At 73.1% G+C, this 17168-nt stretch carries 19 protein-coding genes; 9 read left to right on the top strand and 10 right to left on the bottom strand.

Annotation, left to right across the window (positions count from 1 at the left end; genetic code table 11):
- Window positions 1-90: 90 nt before the first annotated feature.
- The gene (locus tag ACFQ46_RS21110) at window positions 91-1203 is read left to right on the top strand and encodes an SDR family oxidoreductase (RefSeq protein ID WP_380261760.1); all 1113 of its coding nucleotides are present in this window, start codon (window positions 91-93) and stop codon (window positions 1201-1203) included.
- A gap of 52 nt (window positions 1204-1255) precedes the next feature.
- Here ACFQ46_RS21110 and ACFQ46_RS21105 read toward each other — a convergent pair whose 3' ends face one another.
- Entirely contained in the window at window positions 1256-1942 is a 687-nt protein-coding gene (locus tag ACFQ46_RS21105) for a type 1 glutamine amidotransferase domain-containing protein (RefSeq protein ID WP_380261758.1), read from the bottom strand.
- A gap of 97 nt (window positions 1943-2039) precedes the next feature.
- On the opposite strand from ACFQ46_RS21105, the gene ACFQ46_RS21100 reads away from it, so the two are divergent.
- The 5 genes from ACFQ46_RS21100 (at window position 2040) to ACFQ46_RS21080 (ending at window position 5401) form a co-directional block, all read left to right on the top strand.
- Window positions 2040-3251: an MFS transporter gene (locus ACFQ46_RS21100; RefSeq protein ID WP_380261756.1), complete on the top strand. Its 1212-nt coding sequence runs from the start codon at window positions 2040-2042 to the stop codon at window positions 3249-3251.
- A gap of 24 nt (window positions 3252-3275) precedes the next feature.
- Complete coding sequence (locus tag ACFQ46_RS21095) at window positions 3276-3878, top strand: class I SAM-dependent DNA methyltransferase (RefSeq protein WP_380261754.1); 603 nt, start codon at window positions 3276-3278, stop codon at window positions 3876-3878.
- Window positions 3879-4054: 176 nt separating this feature from the next.
- Window positions 4055-4564: a YcxB family protein gene (locus ACFQ46_RS21090; protein WP_380261752.1), complete on the top strand. Its 510-nt coding sequence runs from the start codon at window positions 4055-4057 to the stop codon at window positions 4562-4564.
- Between the two features lie 32 nt (window positions 4565-4596).
- Window positions 4597-5022, top strand: coding sequence for a hypothetical protein (locus ACFQ46_RS21085; protein ID WP_380261750.1), 426 nt, complete (start codon window positions 4597-4599; stop codon window positions 5020-5022).
- Between the two features lie 19 nt (window positions 5023-5041).
- A complete protein-coding gene (locus ACFQ46_RS21080) occupies window positions 5042-5401 on the top strand; it encodes an HIT domain-containing protein (RefSeq protein WP_380261748.1) in 360 nt (119 codons plus the stop codon).
- Between the two features lie 3 nt (window positions 5402-5404).
- Here ACFQ46_RS21080 and ACFQ46_RS21075 read toward each other — a convergent pair whose 3' ends face one another.
- The 4 genes from ACFQ46_RS21075 to ACFQ46_RS21060 form a co-directional block, all read right to left on the bottom strand.
- On the bottom strand, window positions 5405-7549 hold the full coding sequence (locus tag ACFQ46_RS21075) for a RecQ family ATP-dependent DNA helicase (RefSeq protein WP_380261746.1): 2145 nt from the start codon (window positions 7547-7549) through the stop codon (window positions 5405-5407).
- A 71-nt stretch (window positions 7550-7620) separates the two neighbouring features.
- The gene (locus ACFQ46_RS21070) at window positions 7621-8226 is read right to left on the bottom strand and encodes a DJ-1/PfpI family protein (protein WP_380160257.1); all 606 of its coding nucleotides are present in this window, start codon (window positions 8224-8226) and stop codon (window positions 7621-7623) included.
- Window positions 8223-8705 carry a cyclase/dehydrase gene (locus ACFQ46_RS21065; RefSeq protein WP_380261744.1) on the bottom strand — a complete coding sequence of 161 codons (483 nt, stop codon included), beginning with the start codon at window positions 8703-8705 and terminating at the stop codon, window positions 8223-8225. The genes ACFQ46_RS21070 and ACFQ46_RS21065 overlap by 4 nt, the downstream gene beginning before the upstream one ends.
- A gap of 14 nt (window positions 8706-8719) precedes the next feature.
- Complete coding sequence (locus tag ACFQ46_RS21060; protein ID WP_380261742.1) at window positions 8720-9376, bottom strand: class I SAM-dependent methyltransferase; 657 nt, start codon at window positions 9374-9376, stop codon at window positions 8720-8722.
- A 163-nt stretch (window positions 9377-9539) separates the two neighbouring features.
- Between ACFQ46_RS21060 and ACFQ46_RS21055 the strand changes: the two genes are divergently transcribed.
- The 3 genes from ACFQ46_RS21055 to cls are packed head-to-tail and all read left to right on the top strand — an operon-like array spanning window position 9540 to window position 13020.
- The gene (locus ACFQ46_RS21055) at window positions 9540-10889 is read left to right on the top strand and encodes a ketopantoate reductase family protein (protein WP_380261740.1); all 1350 of its coding nucleotides are present in this window, start codon (window positions 9540-9542) and stop codon (window positions 10887-10889) included.
- Window positions 10890-10894: 5 nt separating this feature from the next.
- Window positions 10895-11545, top strand: coding sequence for a VOC family protein (locus ACFQ46_RS21050; RefSeq protein ID WP_328293387.1), 651 nt, complete (start codon window positions 10895-10897; stop codon window positions 11543-11545).
- Window positions 11545-13020: a cardiolipin synthase gene (cls, locus tag ACFQ46_RS21045; protein WP_380261738.1), complete on the top strand. Its 1476-nt coding sequence runs from the start codon at window positions 11545-11547 to the stop codon at window positions 13018-13020. The genes ACFQ46_RS21050 and cls overlap by 1 nt, the downstream gene beginning before the upstream one ends.
- Here the strand turns inward: cls and ACFQ46_RS21040 are convergent.
- The 5 genes from ACFQ46_RS21040 to ACFQ46_RS21020 all read right to left on the bottom strand — a co-directional run bounded on the left by ACFQ46_RS21040 (window position 12980) and on the right by ACFQ46_RS21020 (window position 17168).
- Window positions 12980-13618, bottom strand: coding sequence for a hypothetical protein (locus ACFQ46_RS21040; protein WP_380261736.1), 639 nt, complete (start codon window positions 13616-13618; stop codon window positions 12980-12982). The genes cls and ACFQ46_RS21040 overlap by 41 nt on opposite strands.
- Window positions 13615-13737 carry a hypothetical protein gene (locus ACFQ46_RS21035; RefSeq protein ID WP_380261734.1) on the bottom strand — a complete coding sequence of 41 codons (123 nt, stop codon included), beginning with the start codon at window positions 13735-13737 and terminating at the stop codon, window positions 13615-13617. The genes ACFQ46_RS21040 and ACFQ46_RS21035 overlap by 4 nt, the downstream gene beginning before the upstream one ends.
- 11 nt (window positions 13738-13748) lie before the next feature.
- A complete protein-coding gene (locus tag ACFQ46_RS21030) occupies window positions 13749-13955 on the bottom strand; it encodes a hypothetical protein (protein ID WP_380261732.1) in 207 nt (68 codons plus the stop codon).
- Between the two features lie 261 nt (window positions 13956-14216).
- Window positions 14217-16097 carry a cation:proton antiporter gene (locus ACFQ46_RS21025; RefSeq protein ID WP_380261730.1) on the bottom strand — a complete coding sequence of 627 codons (1881 nt, stop codon included), beginning with the start codon at window positions 16095-16097 and terminating at the stop codon, window positions 14217-14219.
- A 45-nt stretch (window positions 16098-16142) separates the two neighbouring features.
- Complete coding sequence (locus ACFQ46_RS21020) at window positions 16143-17168, bottom strand: zinc-dependent alcohol dehydrogenase family protein (RefSeq protein ID WP_380261728.1); 1026 nt, start codon at window positions 17166-17168, stop codon at window positions 16143-16145.

Here is a 17168-nt window from a genome sequence, read left to right as displayed (position 1 = left end):
TCCGCCGCCGCACGAGGTCGCGTGCACGACGAGAACACCGGAGTGGTGGAACCCGTCCCGGTCAGGAGTGAGCGGTGCCGGGGTGGGTAGGTGAACGGGACGACCCCGGCCGAGGCCGGGGAAACCGGAGGTGAGGAGAGCACGTCCCTGCAGTTGCTCCCCGTGGAGGAGCAGGTCGTCGTCATCACGGGCGCGTCCAGCGGCATCGGCCTGGTGACCGCCCGGACGGCGGCTCGGCGCGGAGCCGCCGTCGTGCTGGCTGGTCGCAACGAGCAGGCGCTGGCGCAGGTGGCGCAGGAGATCCGCGACGCGGGCGGTCGCGCCGTGCACGTGGTCGCCGACGTGGGGAAGGAGGACGACGTCGCCCGCATCGCGGCCGCCGCGGTCGCGGAGTTCGGTCGCTTCGACACCTGGGTCAACAACGCCGGGGTGTCGATCTTCGGACAGGTGGACCAGGTCTCCACGGCGGACATGCACCGCATGTTCGACACCGTGTACTGGGGCGTCGTCCACGGTTCGCGGGCCGCGATCGAGCACTTCCGCGACCGCCGCGGACCCGCGGGAGCCATCGTCAACGTCGGCAGCTTCTTCGGTGACCGGGCTCCGTCGTTGCAGTCCACCTGCTCCAGCGCGAAGTTCGCCGTGCACGGTTTCACCGAGGCGATGCGGGTCGAGATGGCGGCCGAGGGGGTGCCGGTGACCCTGCTGCACCCCGGCCGCATCGACACCCCGTACAACGAGCACGCGCAGGCGTACACCGGCCGTCAGCCCGCCCACCGCGGGATGATCTACCCGCCGGAGGCCGTGGCCGAGGCGGTCCTGCACGCGGCGGCCCACCCGGTGCGGGACCTGTTCATCGGAGGACAGTCCAAGGCGCTCGTCCTCCTCTCGCAGGCGGCGCCGCGGCTGGTCGACCGGGTGATGCGGACGTACGGCTACAGCTCCCAGGTCGCCGAGCGTCCCTCCGGCGACAACGAGGCCAGTGCCCTGCACCACGCCGGGTACGGCCTGCACGAACGCGGGACCCACCAGGGCCGCTGGTACCGCCGTCGCAGCTACTACCTGGAACTGGAGAAGCACCGCACCGCGGCGGTGGCGGCGTTGGTCGGCGCCGGAACCGCTCTGGTCGGGTGGTCCTCGGCCCGTCGGGCCGTGCGGAACCCCCGGTCCCAGAGCGTGTTCGCCGGCAGGGCCCGGACCTGACGACGCAGGGCGTCGTCACCGCGGTCCCCGTGCACCGCAGAGCGGATCGGCCTCAGGACCGTCGCGTCAGCGCCTGCACCAGCAGGTCGGCCGCGGCGGCCGAGGACCCCGGGTTCTGACCGGTGATCAGGACCCCGTCCTCGAGCACGTAGGAGCCCCAGTCGGCGCCCTTGGAGTAGTCGCCACCGAGGGCGACGAGTTCGTCTTCGACCAGGAACGGCACGACGTCGGTGAGGCCGACGCCCTCCTCCTCCGAGTTGGTGAAACCGGTGACCCGCTTGCCCTTCACGACCGGGGTCCCGTCCTCGTCCACCACGTGGCGCAGCACGCCCGGGGCGTGGCAGACCAGTGCGGTGGGCTTGCCGGCCCGCAGGAAGTCCTGGATCAGGCTGATCGAGTGCTGGTCCTCGGCGAGGTCCCACAGCGGCCCGTGGCCGCCGGGGTAGAACACGGCGTCGAAGTCGGCCGCGTCGACGGTGGACAGGACCTCGGTGGAGGCGAGCGCGGCGAGCGCCTCGGGGTCGTTCTCGAAGCGGCGGGTCAGCTCGGTCTGGGAGTCCGGTTCGTTGCTCTTGGGGTCCAGCGGGGGCCGGCCGCCCTTGGGGGAGGCGAGCGTGAGTTCCGCGCCGGCTTCCTTCAGCCCGTAGTACGGCGCGGCCAGTTCCTCCAGCCAGAAGCCGGTCGTGCGGCCGGTGTCGCCGAGCTGGTCGTGGGAGGTCAGGACGATCAGGACCTTCATGGGGAGTGCGCCTCGCTGGAGTTGGTCGGTACGGCCGGTGGTCCGGCGGTGGTCAGAACACTAGACGACCGGTCTAGTCGCGTCTAGTCTCGTCGTCGTGACCCTCGACACGCCCGGTTCCCCGACCTCCGTCCAGCCGCTCGAGCGGGGTGCCTGGCGGCGCCCTGCGTTCGGGGCGCTGGTCGTCGCCTGGGGCGCGAACATGTTCGCCTCCCTGCTGCAGACCTACCGGGGCGATCTGAGCCAGGTACAGGTGACCACGCTGTACGGCGCCTACGCGCTGGGGCTGATCCCGGCGCTGCTGGTGCTGGCCCGACTCTCCGACCGGTGGGGACGACGGGCCGTGCTGAGTTCCGGACTCGTCCTGTCCGCCGCGGGAACCCTGGTGATCCTCCTGTCCGGCAACGACTTCGCCGGCATCCTCGCCGGGCGGGTGCTGGTCGGGGTCAGCGCCGGTGCCGCGCTGGCCCCGGCCACCGCCTGGATCCGGCGGCTCTCCGACGACGCGGGCTCCGGGGCCGCCGGTGCCCGCCGGGCCGCGAGCGCGCTCACCGGTGGGTTCGCCCTGGGGCCACTCGTCTCGGGGATCGTCGTCCAGTGGTTCCCGGCGCCCCGCCCCGTGGCGTACCTGCTCCACGTGGTGCTCGTCGGAGCGGCCCTGCTGGCGCTGCGCGGAACGCCGGAACCGCCGGCCGCCCGACCGAGCGCCGGCACGCTCCCCGGACCCGGTCTGCGCACCGTGCTGGGCGGGCGACGGTTCCTGTTCGCCATCGTCACCACCGCACCGTGGGTGTTCGGGGCCGCGACCACGGCCCTGGCGGCGCTCCCCGTCCTGGTGCCGCTCGGTGGCTACGGTGCGGTCGGCAGCGGGGTGATCGCCGCCACGACGCTCGGCTCGGGCATCCTCGTCCAGCCGCTGGTGCAACGTCTCGAGCGACGATCTCCCGCCACACCGTTCCGGGTCGGGGTCCTCGCGGTGATCGTGGGCATGCTGGTCGCCACCCTCACGGTCGCGACCGGGTCGTTGACCCTGCTGGTCGTCACGGCGGTGGTCCTCGGCTCCGCCTACGGCCTGCTCCTGGTCAGCGGGCTCCGACTGGTCCAGGCCCTCGCGCCGGACCAGCACGCGGCGGTGGCGACGGCCGTGTTCTACGCCCTGACCTACGTGGGGTTCGCGGCCCCCGTGGTGATCCAGGCCCTCGCGGAGGTCTGGAACCCCGAGGCGGTGCTCGTGGGCGTCGCCGCCCTGGCCGTCCTGAGCCTGGCGTCCACCTCGCTCGCGTGGCCCCGCCGCCGCGCCGAGGTCTGAGTAGGCTCCGCCCGGTGAACCCCGGTGAACCCCGGCGACGTCCAGCGCGCGTACTCGGCGCTCGCCGACCGCTACGTCGAGACCCTGGGAACCATGGACGTCGTGCACCCCGACGACCTCCGGCTGATCGAGCGGCACCTCGGGCGTCGCCGCGGGCCGGTGCTCGACCTCGGGTGCGGCCCGGGGCACCTGACCGCCCACCTGCACGCGGCTGGTGCTGACGTGACGGGGATCGACCTGGTGCCGGAGTTCATCGCCCACGCCCGCACGACCTACCCCGGGGTTCCGTTCGAGGTGGGTTCGCTGACCGGACTCGACCGGCCCGCCGGGACGGTCGCCGGCGTCCTCGCCTGGTACTCGCTGATCCACATCGACCCCGCCGACCTCGACACGGTCCTCGCTCAGCTCCGCCGGATGCTGACGCCGGGAGGTTCGCTGGTCGTCGGGTTCTTCGACGGCGAGGTGTGCGAACCGTTCGCGCACACGGTGATCACCGCCCACCGGTGGCCGATCGACGAGTTCGTCCGCCGACTGAGCGCGGCCGGGTTCGAGGAGGTGGAGCGGGCGCAGCGGGGCCAGGAGGGCAGACGGCGTCCGCACGCCGTCGTCGCCGCGCGAGCGGTCTGACCGTGGACGTCGCCGCGGGCCTCCTCGGGAGCCCGTTGTTCGCCGGTGGAGCGGGTGCACGGTGGTTGTCCGGGTTGCACCTTGGAGAACGTCCTGCACCGCCCCGGCGGGGGTCTCGTCGCGGTGGCCCCCGGCCGCTGGCTGGTCGCGCGCACCGGAACGCCTACCGTGGTTCCGTGAGTTCTTCCCCGGCCCTGCCCGTCCTCCTCGACTGGGTTCCCGAGCGGTACGAACTGGACGAGGCGTTCCGGGCCGCGTTCGCGGCCAGTGCCGGTCGTCGTTTCCTGGTGTCGCTCATCGGCCTGGTCCTCGTGCTCGTCGGAGGCGCCCTGCTGCGGACGCCGTTCCTGGCGCTGGTGGGGTTCGGCGGTGCCGCGGGTCTGCTCGCCTGGCGGTCGTTCGGGTGGCGGCTGGCGGCCCGCCGGGCGTGGCGACTGCCCATCGCACGGGCCCGCCGCGAGCTGGTCGTGGCCGAGGATGGTGTGCACGTGCGGACCGCGAGCGGCTCGACGTCGCACACCGTCTGGGCCGACGTCCGTGGGATCGCGGAGCGGCCGCACGTCCTCGTCCTGGAGCTCGGCACCAGGCTGTTCCTGGCCGTCCCGCGGCGGGCGTTCCCCTCCCCGGAGGTCGTGGAGTTCGTGCGCCGGACCGTCGCCGAGCGTGCGTCGGGACCCACGCGCTGACCGATCGGGGTCGCCGGAGGTAGCGTCCGGGGGTGGAGACGATCGAGTTCCGGATTCTCGAGGAGCAGTTCCCGACGGGTCTGCACCCCTCGATCGCCCCCTTCCTCAGCGGTGTTCCCCTCGCGGACCTGCTGCGCGAGGTCGAACTCCCGGCCGCCCGACGACGGGGGGACCTCTCCCTGGCCGGCTGGTACGCCGGGCTGACCGGGACCGGGATCCGCTGGCCCTCCCGGTACCACCTCGGGGAACCCGCCACGGGCTCGGGGACCGTCCTGCTGGGCTGCACCTGCGGCGAGGCGGGCTGCTGGCCCTTCTCCGCCGTCGTGCGGGTCGAGGACGACACGGTCACCTGGTCCGACTACCACCACGGGTTCCTGGACGCCGACTACCGCGAACTGCGACCGTTCACCTTCGACCGGCGGCAGTACGAGGACGCCGTCCGGGCGACGGCCGACTGACCCGACCCGAGGAGGACCCGTGCCGACCAGCCCGGGCACGGACTACACCGGCGACGACTTCTACTGCGACGTCGCCCTGCCGGACCCGCAGGCCCTCCGGGTCGTGCACGAGGACGACGAGGTCCTCGCCTTCCACCACACGAGACCGTTCTGGCCGACCCACGTCGTGATCGTCCCGAAACGGCACATCGCGTCCTTCACGACGGTCACGGCCGCCGACGAGTCGACGGTCCGTGCGCTCCTGCGCGTCGTGCAGCGGATCGCCCGGGAGGTGGAGGTCCGCGAGGGCGCCGCAGCGGTCCTCACCAACCTCGGCACCTACCAGGACTCCAAGCACCTGCACGTGCACGTCCACTCCGGACGGCAGGTGCGGGACTGACCCCTACTCGCCGTCGCCGAGGACGAACGGGTACACCGCGTCCGCGCCCGCACGACGCACCTGCCGGGCGGCGACCGTCAACGTCCACCCGCTGCGGGTGCGGTCGTCGACGAGCAGGACGCGCTTGCCGGCGACGGGGGCGTCGTCGGGGAGTTCGAACCGTCGCGCGACCTGGGACAAGCGGTGGGCGGAGTTCACGTCGCTGCGGGTCGGGGAGTCGTCCAGCAGGCGGAACGTCGCGAGGACCGGGAGACCGGTGTAGCGCGACAGACCGTCGGCGAGGTGCGCGACGAGCTGGGGCCTCGAGGCGGAACACAGCGCCACGATGCCGTCGAGGGCCAGGTCGCGGGCCCAGTCGTCCAGGACCGCAGCGGCCGCGTGCCGCAGCGGGACGGGGGTCTCGCCGTCGGGGACACCGGTGGCGAAGAGCTCGCGGACGGCGTTGCCCCAGCCGAGGTCCGTCGTGCGGGCGACCGCGCGTCCGGTGCCGGGCTGTTCGGCCGGTGCGATCTTCCCCGACACGGCGACGTCGAGGGCCTTCATGCCCGAGGGCCACATCTTCTTCGGTTCCAGCGGAACCCCCGGCCGGTCGAGGTCGGCCCCGGCCCGGGTGACGACGCTCTCGTCGACGTCGCGGGACACCTGGAACCCGCCGCAGTTGTCGCAGCGACCGCACGGAGCGGCGTCTGGGTCGTCGAGGGCGCGGCGCAGGAACTCCAACCGGCACCCCGTCGTGGCGACGTAGTCGATCATCGACTGCTGCTCGACCTCACGGGTCTGCGCGACCCGGACGTAGCGCTCGGTGTCGTAGTTCCACTCCGCGCCCGTCGCCTGCCACCCGCCGCGGACCCGCTTGACCGCGCCGTCCACGTCGAGGACCTTGAGCATCATCTCCAACCGGTTGCGGCGCAAGGTGACCCGTGCCTCGAGGGCCGGAGTGGACATCGGTGCTCCGGCGTCACCGAGGACGCTCAGCGCGAGCCGCACGTCGTCCTCGGCGGGGAAGCCGATGGAGGCGAAGTAGCGCCAGATGTCGCGGTCCTCGGCGCCCGGCAGCAGGACGACCTCGGCGTTGTCGATGCCACGACCCGCACGCCCGACCTGCTGGTAGTAGGCGATCGGGGAACTCGGCGCCCCGAGGTGCACGACGAACCCGAGGTCCGGCTTGTCGAAACCCATCCCCAGGGCGCTCGTGGCGACCAGCACCTTGATGCGGTCGTTCACCAGGTCGTCCTCGGCCTGCAACCGCTCGCCCTGGTCCGTCTGCCCCGTGTAGGGCACGGCCTCGATCCCGTGCCCGCGCAGGTGCGCCGCGACGTCCGCGGCCGCCGACACCGTGAGCACGTAGATGATCCCGGAACCCGGGAGTTCCGGCAGGTGCTGGACCAGCCACGCGAGGCGGTGGGCGTGCGTCGGCATCGACACCACGGCCAACCGCAGGGACTCGCGGTCGAGGGAACCCCGCAGGACCAGGACGTCCTCGAGGGTTCGCGTCCCCGTCACCGACAACTGCTCGGCGACGTCGGCCGTCACGCGCTCGTTCGCCGTCGCCGTCGTCGCGAGGACCGGGATGCCTTCGGGCAGGTCCGCCAGCAACGTCCGGATCCGCCGGTAGTCCGGCCGGAAGTCGTGGCCCCAGTCGGAGACGCAGTGCGCCTCGTCCACGACGAGCAGGCCCGTCGTGGCGGCCAGCGGCGGGAGGACCTCGTCGCGGAACCCGGGGTTGTTGAGGCGCTCGGGGGAGACGAGCAGGACGTCGACCGCCCCGTTGCGGACGTCCTCGTAGACCCGGCCCCAGTCCTCGCCGTTCGTGGAGTTCACCGTCACCGCGTGCACCCCGGCCCGTTCGGCGGCCGCGATCTGGTTGCGCATCAGGGCCAGCAGGGGGGAGACGATGACCGTCGGACCGGCCCCGCGGGCGCGCAGCAGCGCCGTCGCGACGAAGTACACCGCCGACTTCCCCCACCCGGTGCGCTGCACGACGAGCGCGCGGCGACGATCCGCCACCAGGGCCTCGATCGCCATCCACTGGTCCTCGCGCAGCCGCGCGTCGGGGCTGCCGACGAGCCGCTGCAGCACCTGCTCCGCCTCGGCGCGCAGGGCGGTGCGGTCGAGGGTCGTCGCGGAGGGGACGGTGGCGGCGGGCATGGGCAGGACTCTGCCACCGACGTCCGACACGGGCCCACCGCCGTCCACAGGTCCCCGGGACCGGGCGGGGCTCAGACCGGCGGCTGCGGGTCGTACTGGATCCCGCGCCGCACCTCGCGCGCCCGTTCGACCCCGGCCAACCGGGACACCAGGTGCAGCGCCATGTCGATGCCCGCCGAGACCCCCGCGGAGGTGATCACGTCACCGTCGTCGACGAAGCGGTCGTCGGGGCGCACGTCGATGCTCGGGTCGAGCTCCGCCAGCACGTCCAGGGAACCCCAGTGCGTCGTGGCGGGGCGGCCGCGCAGCAGACCCGCCGCCGCGTAGACCAGCGACCCCGTACAGACGCTCGTCATGAGCGGGACGGCCTCGCGCTGCGCGCGGACCCAGTCCAGGTGCTCGGGGTCGACGAGCTGGGGGCGGGTGCCGCGACCCCCGGGGTGGAGCAGGACGTCCAGGGGTGGGGCGTCGGCGAAGGAGTGGTCCGCCCCGACGAGCAGGCCCTTCGCGCACCGCACGGGTCCCCCCGTCCGCGAGAGGCAACTCACCGACCAGCCGTCGTCGGGGAAACCGCGCGCCCAGAAGGCGAGCACCTCCCAGGGACCGACGGCGTCGAGTTCCTCGACACCGTCGAAGAGGACGATGCCGATGTTCCGCGTCTCTGCAGCAGTGGTCACGGCGCCAGTCTGCCGCTCGGCGCGACGGGACCCGCCGCGAGGAGCGCGACCGCGCGACCCCGCCGCCGCAGGAGCCGTCGGAGGTACGGCGCGAGGACGACCCGGGCGACGGCAGAACCGGCTGCGCCGCACGGGAGTACCACGTCCATCCGGTCGTGCATCAGGGTCCTTCCCGGCCCCACGCCCACGAACAGGTGTTCGTGCCGCATCCGGGCGAACGGCCCGTCGACCTGTTCATCGACGAAGAACCCCGGGCGTTCGTGGGTGGTGATCCGGCTCGTCATGGTCCACCACACCCCGAGGTGGTGCGCGGAGAACGTCACGTCGTCGCCCAGCTCCAGGACCCGTCGACCGGAACTCGCCGAGGCGGTCTCGGAACTCCCGGCCAGCGACGCCGCGTGCACGTCGACGTCGAGCTCCAGGTCGAAGACGACGCCGGGTTCCGCCTCGACGACGGTGACTACCTCGATCCGGGTCACCCGGCCCTCCCGCCTCACGCGGGCGCCGAGAACACCAGGGAGTACCGCCAGAACAGGTGTCGACGGATCGCCGCCCCGGGGGTCTGACGAGCGGCCGCAGCCCGCACCTGCGTGAGGGTCGACACCGCAGGAGCCGTCGGGGCGGAACCCGCCACCCGACGCTGCCGCAGGTTCTCCACCCAGCCCACCACGAGGTTCGCCGGTACGGCGAGCAGGCTGAGGGCGACGTCGCTGCGGGACTCCTCCCGGTACACGCCGAGGACGACGAGGGTTCCGCCGGGGGCCAGCAGTTCGCGCAACCGGCGCAGCGCGGGTTCGAAGGGGACGTGGTGCAGCACGGCGAGGGCGGTGACGACGTCGTAACCGGGTTCCAGGGGCGCGTCCCCGAGGTCCGCGACCTGGTAGTGGACGCGGTGGTGGACAGGGAGGCCGTGGGTGAGTGTGCGGGCCGTCGCGACGACCCGTGCGTCGCGGTCGACGGCGTCGACGTGGCGGGCGGTGCCCGCGAGCCGACGGGCGAACTCGCCCGTCCCGCACCCCACGTCGAGGGCGCGGTCCACCCGTCCCGGCAGACGGCGCAGGATCCACCGGTGGTGGGCGTTGTGGTCCCAGGGGTGCCGACGCATCCACGCGTCGCACCCGCGCAGGACGAGCCCTCCGAGACTCCGCACCGGACCTCCCTCGTGGTGAGGCAGTCAAGCACGCCCGCACCCGTCGAGGTGCTGCGAGTCGCGGTCCGGGCACGGGTCGACGACCCGCCGTCGCGCTGCTGCTGCTGGCCGCGCGGGACAGCAGCGAGGCCGGCCCCGGCGACCTCGGGGCGCGGCGTTCGTCGTGGTGCTGTTCCCGGGTCTGCCGTCGACGTCGTCCGTCGCTCGCACCTGCGCTCGTTCGCCGCGTTGCCGCCCCGTCCGCCTCGCCGTCACCGAGCGGCTCGAGGCCCCGGCCGACCTCGCCTCCCGCCCCACCACGGGCCACCTCCGGCTGCCGCCGCGACGTTTCTCGGGCTGGTCCCTGCTGCCGCGCGGCGCCGTCGCGGCCGGCGCTCCGGTCGAGGAGGTCCGGGGCGTGAACGCCTCCACCGGCTCCCACCGGTGGGCGAGCTCCCGGGGTGGGGGAGCCGGTGCCGGAAGTCGGTGCTTCACTGCCTGGGTGCGCTACGTCGTGATCGGGGCAGGAGCGATCGGCGGGACGATCGGTGGACGACTCGGCCAACACGGTCACGAGGTCGTCCTGGTCGCCCGCGGATCTCACGCGGACAGGTTGCGGGAGAAGGGGTTGCGACTCCTCACCCCCACGGGTCCGGTGGAGCTCAACGCCCCCGTGGCCAACTCCCCGGCCGACGTCGTCCTCACCCCCGACGACGTGCTGGTGCTGGCCGTCAAGGTCCAGGACGCCGCCGGTCTGCTCGCCGACTGGGCGGCCGCCCCGGTCGGTGACTCCACCGCCGGGCACGAGCTGCCGATCGTCTGCGCGCAGAACGGCGTCGAGGGGGAACGGCTGGCCCTGCGGTGGTTCCGCCGGGTCGTCGGCGTCTGCGTGTTCCTGCCCGCGACGCACCTCGAACCGGGCGTCGTCAGCTCCGAAGGGGCCCCGGTGTCCGGCGGTTTCGTCCTCGGTCGCTACCCCCGCGGTCGGGACGAGCTCGTCGAGCAGATCGCCGCCGACCTGGCCGGCGCCGGGTTCGCGACGACCGTCAGCGACGACGTGATGGCCGCCAAGCGCGGCAAGCTCATCGACAACACCGGCAACGCCCTCGACGCCGTCTGCCGTCCCGAGGCCGGCAGCGACGCGTTGCGGGAGGAGGCCCGCGCGGAAGGGCTCCGGGTCCTGGAGGCCGCGGGAACGCCACCGCTGGGCCGGGCCGAGGCCCTGCCGGAACTCGCCGAGATCGGCTTCCACACCGCCCCGGTCGCGGGCAGCGAACGGCTCGGGTCCTCCAGCTGGCAGAGCCTGCACCGCGGGGGCTCCGTCGAGACCGACTGGCTCAACGGCGAGGTCGTCCGGCTCGGTCGCGAGCACGGGGTGGCGACACCGGTCAACGAGGCGTTGCAGGTCCTGGCCGACGCCTCCGTGCGGGGAGGCCTCGGGCCCAGGGCCTTCGGGGTGCAGGACGTCCGGGCGCTCGTGGCGAGCGTCGGGGGGGACCAGGCGGCTGCCACCGGGACCCACCTGAGAGGGTGAGCCCCATGCGCGTCGACCACGTCGGCTTCGCCGCGGGCCCCGAGGGGCTGCAGGAGACCGCCAGGTCCCTGGCGGCGCGACTCGGCGTGCGCGTCGTCGACGGGGGTCCCCACCCCCGCTTCGGTACCCGCAACGTCGTCCTGCCGCTGTCCGGGGGCAGCTACGTCGAGGTCGTCGAGGTCCTCGACCACCCCGTCGCCGAGAAGGCGCTCTTCGGGCGGGCCGTGCGGGAACGGACGCTCCAGGGCGGGGGCTGGTTCAACTGGTCGGTCGTGGTCGAGGACCTGGCCTCCTTCGCGGAACGCCTGGGCGAGACCGCCGAGGAGGGTGTCCGGCGCCGCCCCGACGGGGTCGAGCTGCGCTGGCACCAGATCGGTGCGCCCGCGCTCAGCGAGGAACCGCAACTGCCGCTGCTCATCGAGTGGGACGGGCCCGACACCCAGCACCCCTCGGCCATCGCGCTCGCGGGCGGCAGCCGCCTGGCGGGGCTGACCATCGCCGGCCAGCGCGAACGGGTCCGCGGCTGGCTCGGCCTGCCGCCGGACTTCAGCGCCGACCGCATCGACTTCACCTGGCTGGACGTCGTCGGAGGACCGCGCAGCACGGGGCTGCGCTCGGTCCGTTTCGAGACCCCGCGCGGAACCGTCGAGATCTGATGGACTGGTTGCCCGGCTGGATCCCCTCGATCACGGCCTCGGCCATCGCGCTGCTCGTCGTCGACCTCGTGGTGCGCCTCACCGCGATCGCCGTGGTCCCCGTCAACCGGCGTCCGAGTTCCGCCCTGGCCTGGTTGCTGACCATCTTCTTCATCCCCTACATCGGGGTCGTGGCGTTCCTGATCATCGGGAACCCGAAGCTGCCCCGCAAGCGCCGCCGCAAGCAGCGGGAGATCAACGAACTCATCCTGTCCTCGACCAAGGGGATGGACCTCGTCTCCTCCGACCACCCGTGGCCGCCGTGGCTGACCGGGATCGTCGAGCTGAACCGCAACCTCGGGGCGATGCCGCTGGTCGGCGGCAACCACGCCCAGCTCGAGGGGGAGTACGACGAGGCGATCCGGGCGATGGCGCGCTCCATCGACGGCGCCCGCGACTACGTGCACGTCGAGTTCTACATCATGACCAAGGACCCCACGAGCGAGCCGTTCTTCACCGCCCTGGAACGCGCCGTCGAGCGCGGGGTCAAGGTCCGGTTGCTGCTCGACCACGTGGGGTCGCTGCGCTACCCCGGCTACCGCCGCACGATCCGCTTCCTCGAGGACGTCGGCGTCGAGTGGCACCCGATGCTCCCCGTCCAGCTGCACAAGCTGAAGTACCAGCGTCCCGACCTGCGCAACCACCGGAAGCTCCTCGTCATCGACGGCGACGTCGCGTGGATGGGGTCGCAGAACGTTCTGGACCGCAGCTACAACAAGCGCGGGAACCTCAAGCGCGGACTCCAGTGGCAGGACCTCATGGTGCGCCTCGAAGGGCCGATCGTCGCCGGGGTCGAGGCCATGTTCATCACCGACTGGTACTCCGAGACCGACGAGCTCCTGGAGACCGAACGACCCGAGGTCTCCCCGGTCGGATCACCCGGGCGCCTCGAGTGCCAGGTCGTCCCCAGCGGCCCCGGGTTCGACGGTGAGAACAACCTGAAGCTCTTCAACGCGCTGCTGTACTCCGCGCAGCGCACCATCTCGATCACCAGTCCGTACTTCGTGCCGGACGAGTCCATGCTCTCCGCCATCACGACGGCCGCCGAACGCGGTGTCGACGTCGAACTGTTCGTCTCCGAACTCGGCGACCAGGCCCTCGTCCACTACGCCGAGTGCTCCTACTACGAGAACCTGCTGCGCGCGGGGGTCCGCATCCACCGCTACCCCGCGCCGTACGTGCTGCACGCCAAGCACATGACCGTCGACGAGGAGGTCGCCGTCATCGGTTCCTCGAACATGGACATGCGCTCGTTCCTGCTCGACCTGGAACTCACGCTGATGGTGTGCGGGCGGGAGTTCTGCGACGACCTGCGCCGGGTCCAGGACGAGTACCGGGCGAAGTGCACGGAACTCACCCTCGAGCAGTGGCTCGCCCGGCCGCGCTGGAACGTCATCAAGGAGAACCTGTCCCGCCTGACGTCGGCGTTGCAGTAGGCCGGTCCAGTCCCAGCCGCGCCAGTTCGAGGTCGGCCAGCGCCCGCACCGCCGCCGGGTCCTGGCTCTGCCAGGCGGCGGCCGGATCCGCGTGCACGGCGAACAACCGGTCCGGCGGGCTCGACGTCAGAGCGCGCAGAGCCAGGACGCGGTCGCCGCCACGGGTGCCGGCGAGTCGCCCGGCCTCGCGCGCACGTCGCGCCCACCGGAGGCGTCCAGCGAGGTGGATCGCGGTGACGAACAGGATCGGCAGCAGGGCGGTCAGCACCCCGAGCAGCGTCGCCACGTGCAGGACGGACTCGATCTGCGCATCGGCGGCACCGGCGAGCGAGGTGGCGCTGTCGGCCGAGCGGTCCAGGACCCCGGCGAGGTCGTCGCCGATCAGCGGGGTCTGCGCAGCGGTCCGCCCGGCGGCGGTGAGACGGTCGGCGAGGTCGCTCGAACCCGCGGAGAACTGCCGCGCGGGGTCGACGGCACCGGCGATGACCCCGTGCACGGTGGTTCCGGCGAGGACGCTCGCCAGCACAGCCAGCAACCACAGCAGGTCCGCCGTGAGCTGCCGGTTCCGGCGGGCGCGTCGGTCGGCGTAGAACTTCACCCGGCGCGCTCCACGACGACGGTCCGGTTGTCGGGCACCAGGTCGATCTGGGTGTCGAGCGGCTCCGGGACGTCGGGGAACACGGAGGAGGAGGTGGTGTTCCTGGTCGGCCGGTCCATCGCGGGGACGTTCAGCGGAGGTCGCCGCGCGCGGTCCGGCGTCGGGCGCTGCGCACGACGAGGACCAACCCGACGATCGCGATGATCGGGCCGAGCACCGCCCAGAGCGTCCTGCCGCTCATCCCCGATCCACCGAGCACGTCCAGACCCTGCAGGGTGAAGAGGACGCCGGCGGCGGTGATGACGATCCCCACGATGATCCCCACGATTCGGCTCATCTCCGCGACGCTACAGCATTCAACAAAGTGGGACGGGTCCCCGTCATGGTGCCGTCGGAGCGGGTGCACCGTGGCCCGCCGGGAGAACCGGGGCGGCGGAACCCGTGCCGTCCGACCGGGAAGGCGTGCCGGTAGGTCGCCGGATCGGACCGGGACTGCTCGTCCGGGTCTCACGACGTGGTTCTCGGAGGTGACGAGCCACCGCTCGTCCCGCACCCACCTCGCGACCACTGACACCTGTCGCCCGACCCTGACCTCGTGTCAGCCGAGGAGTTCGTCCATCCAGCACCACCGCCACGCCTCGCCCGGTTCGGCGCTGACCATGGCGGGGTGCGCGGTCTCGCCGAAGTGGGCCCGGGCGTGCCGCAGCTCGGAGGAGTCGCAGCACCCGGTGTAGCCGCAGGCCAGGCAGGTCCGCAGGTGGACCCAGGCCACCCCGGCCGCGACGCACTCCGCGCACTCGGTCGGGGGCTCGCCGTAGCGCTCGGTCGCCTCGTCGCGTGAGCACGCGGTGCGCAGGTGGGCACAGCCGCCGTCACCGCGCGGGGCGAGCCGGCGGTCGAGGGCGAGGGGTTCGAGGTCCTCGAGGCGGTCCAGCAGGGCCTCCTCGAAGTCGACGTCCGCGAGCGCCCGCTGCAGCACCTCGGGTTCCGCGGTGCCGCGGTCGCGGGCGGTGACGACGACGGTGCGCTCGGCGGCGAGCATCTCCAGGCGGAGGCGGTGGTAGACCGCCGACGGGGTCATCGAGTCGGACAACGGCCGGCCGAGGCGTTCCCAGGCGGCGTGCGAACGGGACTTCGACCGGCCGCGCAGCTGCACCACCACGTGCCGGGGTTCCTCCCCGGTGAGCAGTTCGTCCAGCCGCCGCATCCCGGCCTGGGCGGCCGCGTCGCCCAGGGCCGCGGCCTGCAGGGCGTCCTCCGCCGGGTCCGGTGCGGGCAGCCCGACGCGGCGCACCACCCAGGGCAGGCTGAGGCCCTGCACGAGCAGGGTCCCGACGACGACGGCGAACGCGGCGAGGAGCAGGACGTCGCGCCCTTCGACGTCCTCGGGGATGAGCTGCGCGGCGGCGAGGGTGACGACCCCGCGCATGCCGGCCCAGGACAGCAGCAGCGAGATCCCCGGCGACCAGGCCTTCGGGCGCAGGTGCGGCACGGCGTGGAAGATCCCGGCGGAGGCGAAGACGAACACGAACCGGGCCGCGATGGTCGCGACGAGCACACCGAGGCAGACCAGCAGGATGCGACCACCGGAGAACCCGCTGTCGGCGGCTCCGCGCAGCAGCAGCGGGAACTGCAGACCGATGAGCACGAAGACCGCGTTCTCCAGCAGGAACGCCACCGTCCGCCAGTTCAGCGTCTCCGCGACCCGGGACGCGGCCGTCTGCACCTTCGGTGAGACGTGCGCCATGGCGAGCCCCGTCACCACGACGGAGAGGACCCCGGAGACGTGCAGCGCCTCGGCGGGCAGGAAGGCGAGGTAGGGCGCGACGAAGGAGACCGCGGTGTCCAGGACGGGATTGCGGATCCGGGTCCGCACCAGGGCCAGGACGGCGGCGACGACCCCGCCGATGAGCACCGCGCCGACGACGGCGAGCAGGAACTCGCCCCCGATGTGCAGCGGGGAGAGCTCGGTGGTGAGGGCGGACGTCGCCGCGGCGAGGGCGATGAGGGCGGAGGCGTCGTTGAGGAGGCTCTCCTCCTCGAGGAGGGTGGCGACCCGGCGGGGCAACCCCAGGCGGCGGCCGATGGCGCTCGCGGCGACGGCGTCCGGCGGGGCGACGACGGCACCCAGTGCCATGCACGCCGCGAGGGCGACCCCCGGCAGCAGCAGCGACGTCGTCCACCCCACCGCGAGGGTGGTGAACACGACGAGCACCACCGACATCAGCACGGTCGCCGTCTTGTTGCGGGTGAAGTCGACCAGTGACGTGCTGGCCGTCGCCGCGTAGAGCAGCGGGGGCAGCAACCCGTTGAGGACGACCTCGGAGCCGAGGCTGAAGTCCGGGACGGCCGGCACCAGCGAGACGACGGCGCCGACCACGACGAGGACGAGGGGGGTCGGCCAGCCGAAGCGGTCGCAGACCGCCGACACCAAGCACACCCCGACGGTCAGCGCCACGAGCGCGATCGCGATCTCCACGAGCGGACCCTACGACGCCGCGACCGGTGGGTGGTCGGCCTGCGTTCAGGGGCGCAGGACGGTGATCCCTGCGGTGGTCGCGGTACCGACCTCGGCGAGCGCGCGCGGTCCCGCTTCGAGGGGCAGTTCGCGGGTGACGAGGTCGGCGAGGGGGAACCGGCCGGAACCCACCAGGGCGAGCAGGCGCGGGTAGTCGTGGGCGGCCATCCCGTGGCTGCCGAGGACCTGCAGCTCGCCGGCGATGACGAGGTCCATCGGGACCGACGGCTTCCCGGCGGCGGCCGGGAGCAGGCCGATCTGCACGTGCCGGCCGCGTCGGCGCAGGGACCGGACGGAGTTCTCGCACGTCACGGGCAGGCCCACGGCGTCGATCGAGACGTGGGCCCCGCCGTCGGTCAGGTCGCGAACGGTCCGCACCACGTCGTCCGCGACGGCGTGCTCGGCACCGAACGCGAGCGCCAGCTCCCGCGCGGCGGGGGAGGGGTCGACGGCGACGACCCGGGCGCCCGCCGCGGCGGCGATCGCGACGGCCGACAGGCCGACCCCACCCGCGCCGTGGACGGCGACGAACTCGCCCGGCCTCACCCGTGCGACGTCGCTGACGGCGCGGAAGGCCGTCGCGACCCGGCAGCCCAGGGCCGCGGCGGTCGCGGCGGAGAACCCCTCGGGCAGCGCGACGAGGTTCACGTCGGCGTGGTCGAGGGCGACGAGTTCCGCGAAGGACCCCCAGCCGGTGAACCCCGGCTGGGTCTGGTCCCGGCACACCTGCTGCTGGCCGGCCGCGCACTCCGGGCAGCGCCCGCAGGCGGTGACGAACGGGGTGGTCACCCGGTCGTCGACCTTCCAGGTCCGCACGTCCGCGCCCACGGCGACGATCCGGCCGGCGAGCTCGTGACCGGGGACGTGCGGCAGGGTCACGTCGTCGTCGTGGCCCTGCCAGGCGTGCCAGTCGCTGCGGCACACCCCGGTCGCCTCGACGGCGACGACCACCCCGTGCGGCGCGGGGGTGGGGTCGTCGACGTCGGCGAGGCGGGGGGTCCCGCCGAACTCCTCGATCAGGACCGCGCGCAC

Source organism: Kineococcus sp. GCM10028916 (assembly GCF_042674865.1).
In the GTDB taxonomy this organism is placed as follows: domain Bacteria; phylum Actinomycetota; class Actinomycetes; order Actinomycetales; family Kineococcaceae; genus Kineococcus.
This window is presented reverse-complemented; position numbering and strand designations above follow the sequence as displayed.

What these genes read in the sequence shown, in the direction of transcription:
- ACFQ46_RS21105 (WP_380261758.1), bottom strand. Translation starts at nt 1,942, where the DNA reads ATGAAGGTCCTGATCGTCCTGACCTCCCACGACCAGCTCGGCGACACC.
- ACFQ46_RS21075 (WP_380261746.1), bottom strand. Translation starts at nt 7,549, where the DNA reads ATGCCCGCCGCCACCGTCCCCTCCGCGACGACCCTCGACCGCACCGCC.
- ACFQ46_RS21035 (WP_380261734.1), bottom strand. Translation starts at nt 13,737, where the DNA reads ATGGACCGGCCGACCAGGAACACCACCTCCTCCTCCGTGTTCCCCGAC.
- ACFQ46_RS21050 (WP_328293387.1), top strand. Translation starts at nt 10,895, where the DNA reads ATGCGCGTCGACCACGTCGGCTTCGCCGCGGGCCCCGAGGGGCTGCAG.
- cls (WP_380261738.1), top strand. Translation starts at nt 11,545, where the DNA reads ATGGACTGGTTGCCCGGCTGGATCCCCTCGATCACGGCCTCGGCCATC.
- ACFQ46_RS21030 (WP_380261732.1), bottom strand. Translation starts at nt 13,955, where the DNA reads ATGAGCCGAATCGTGGGGATCATCGTGGGGATCGTCATCACCGCCGCC.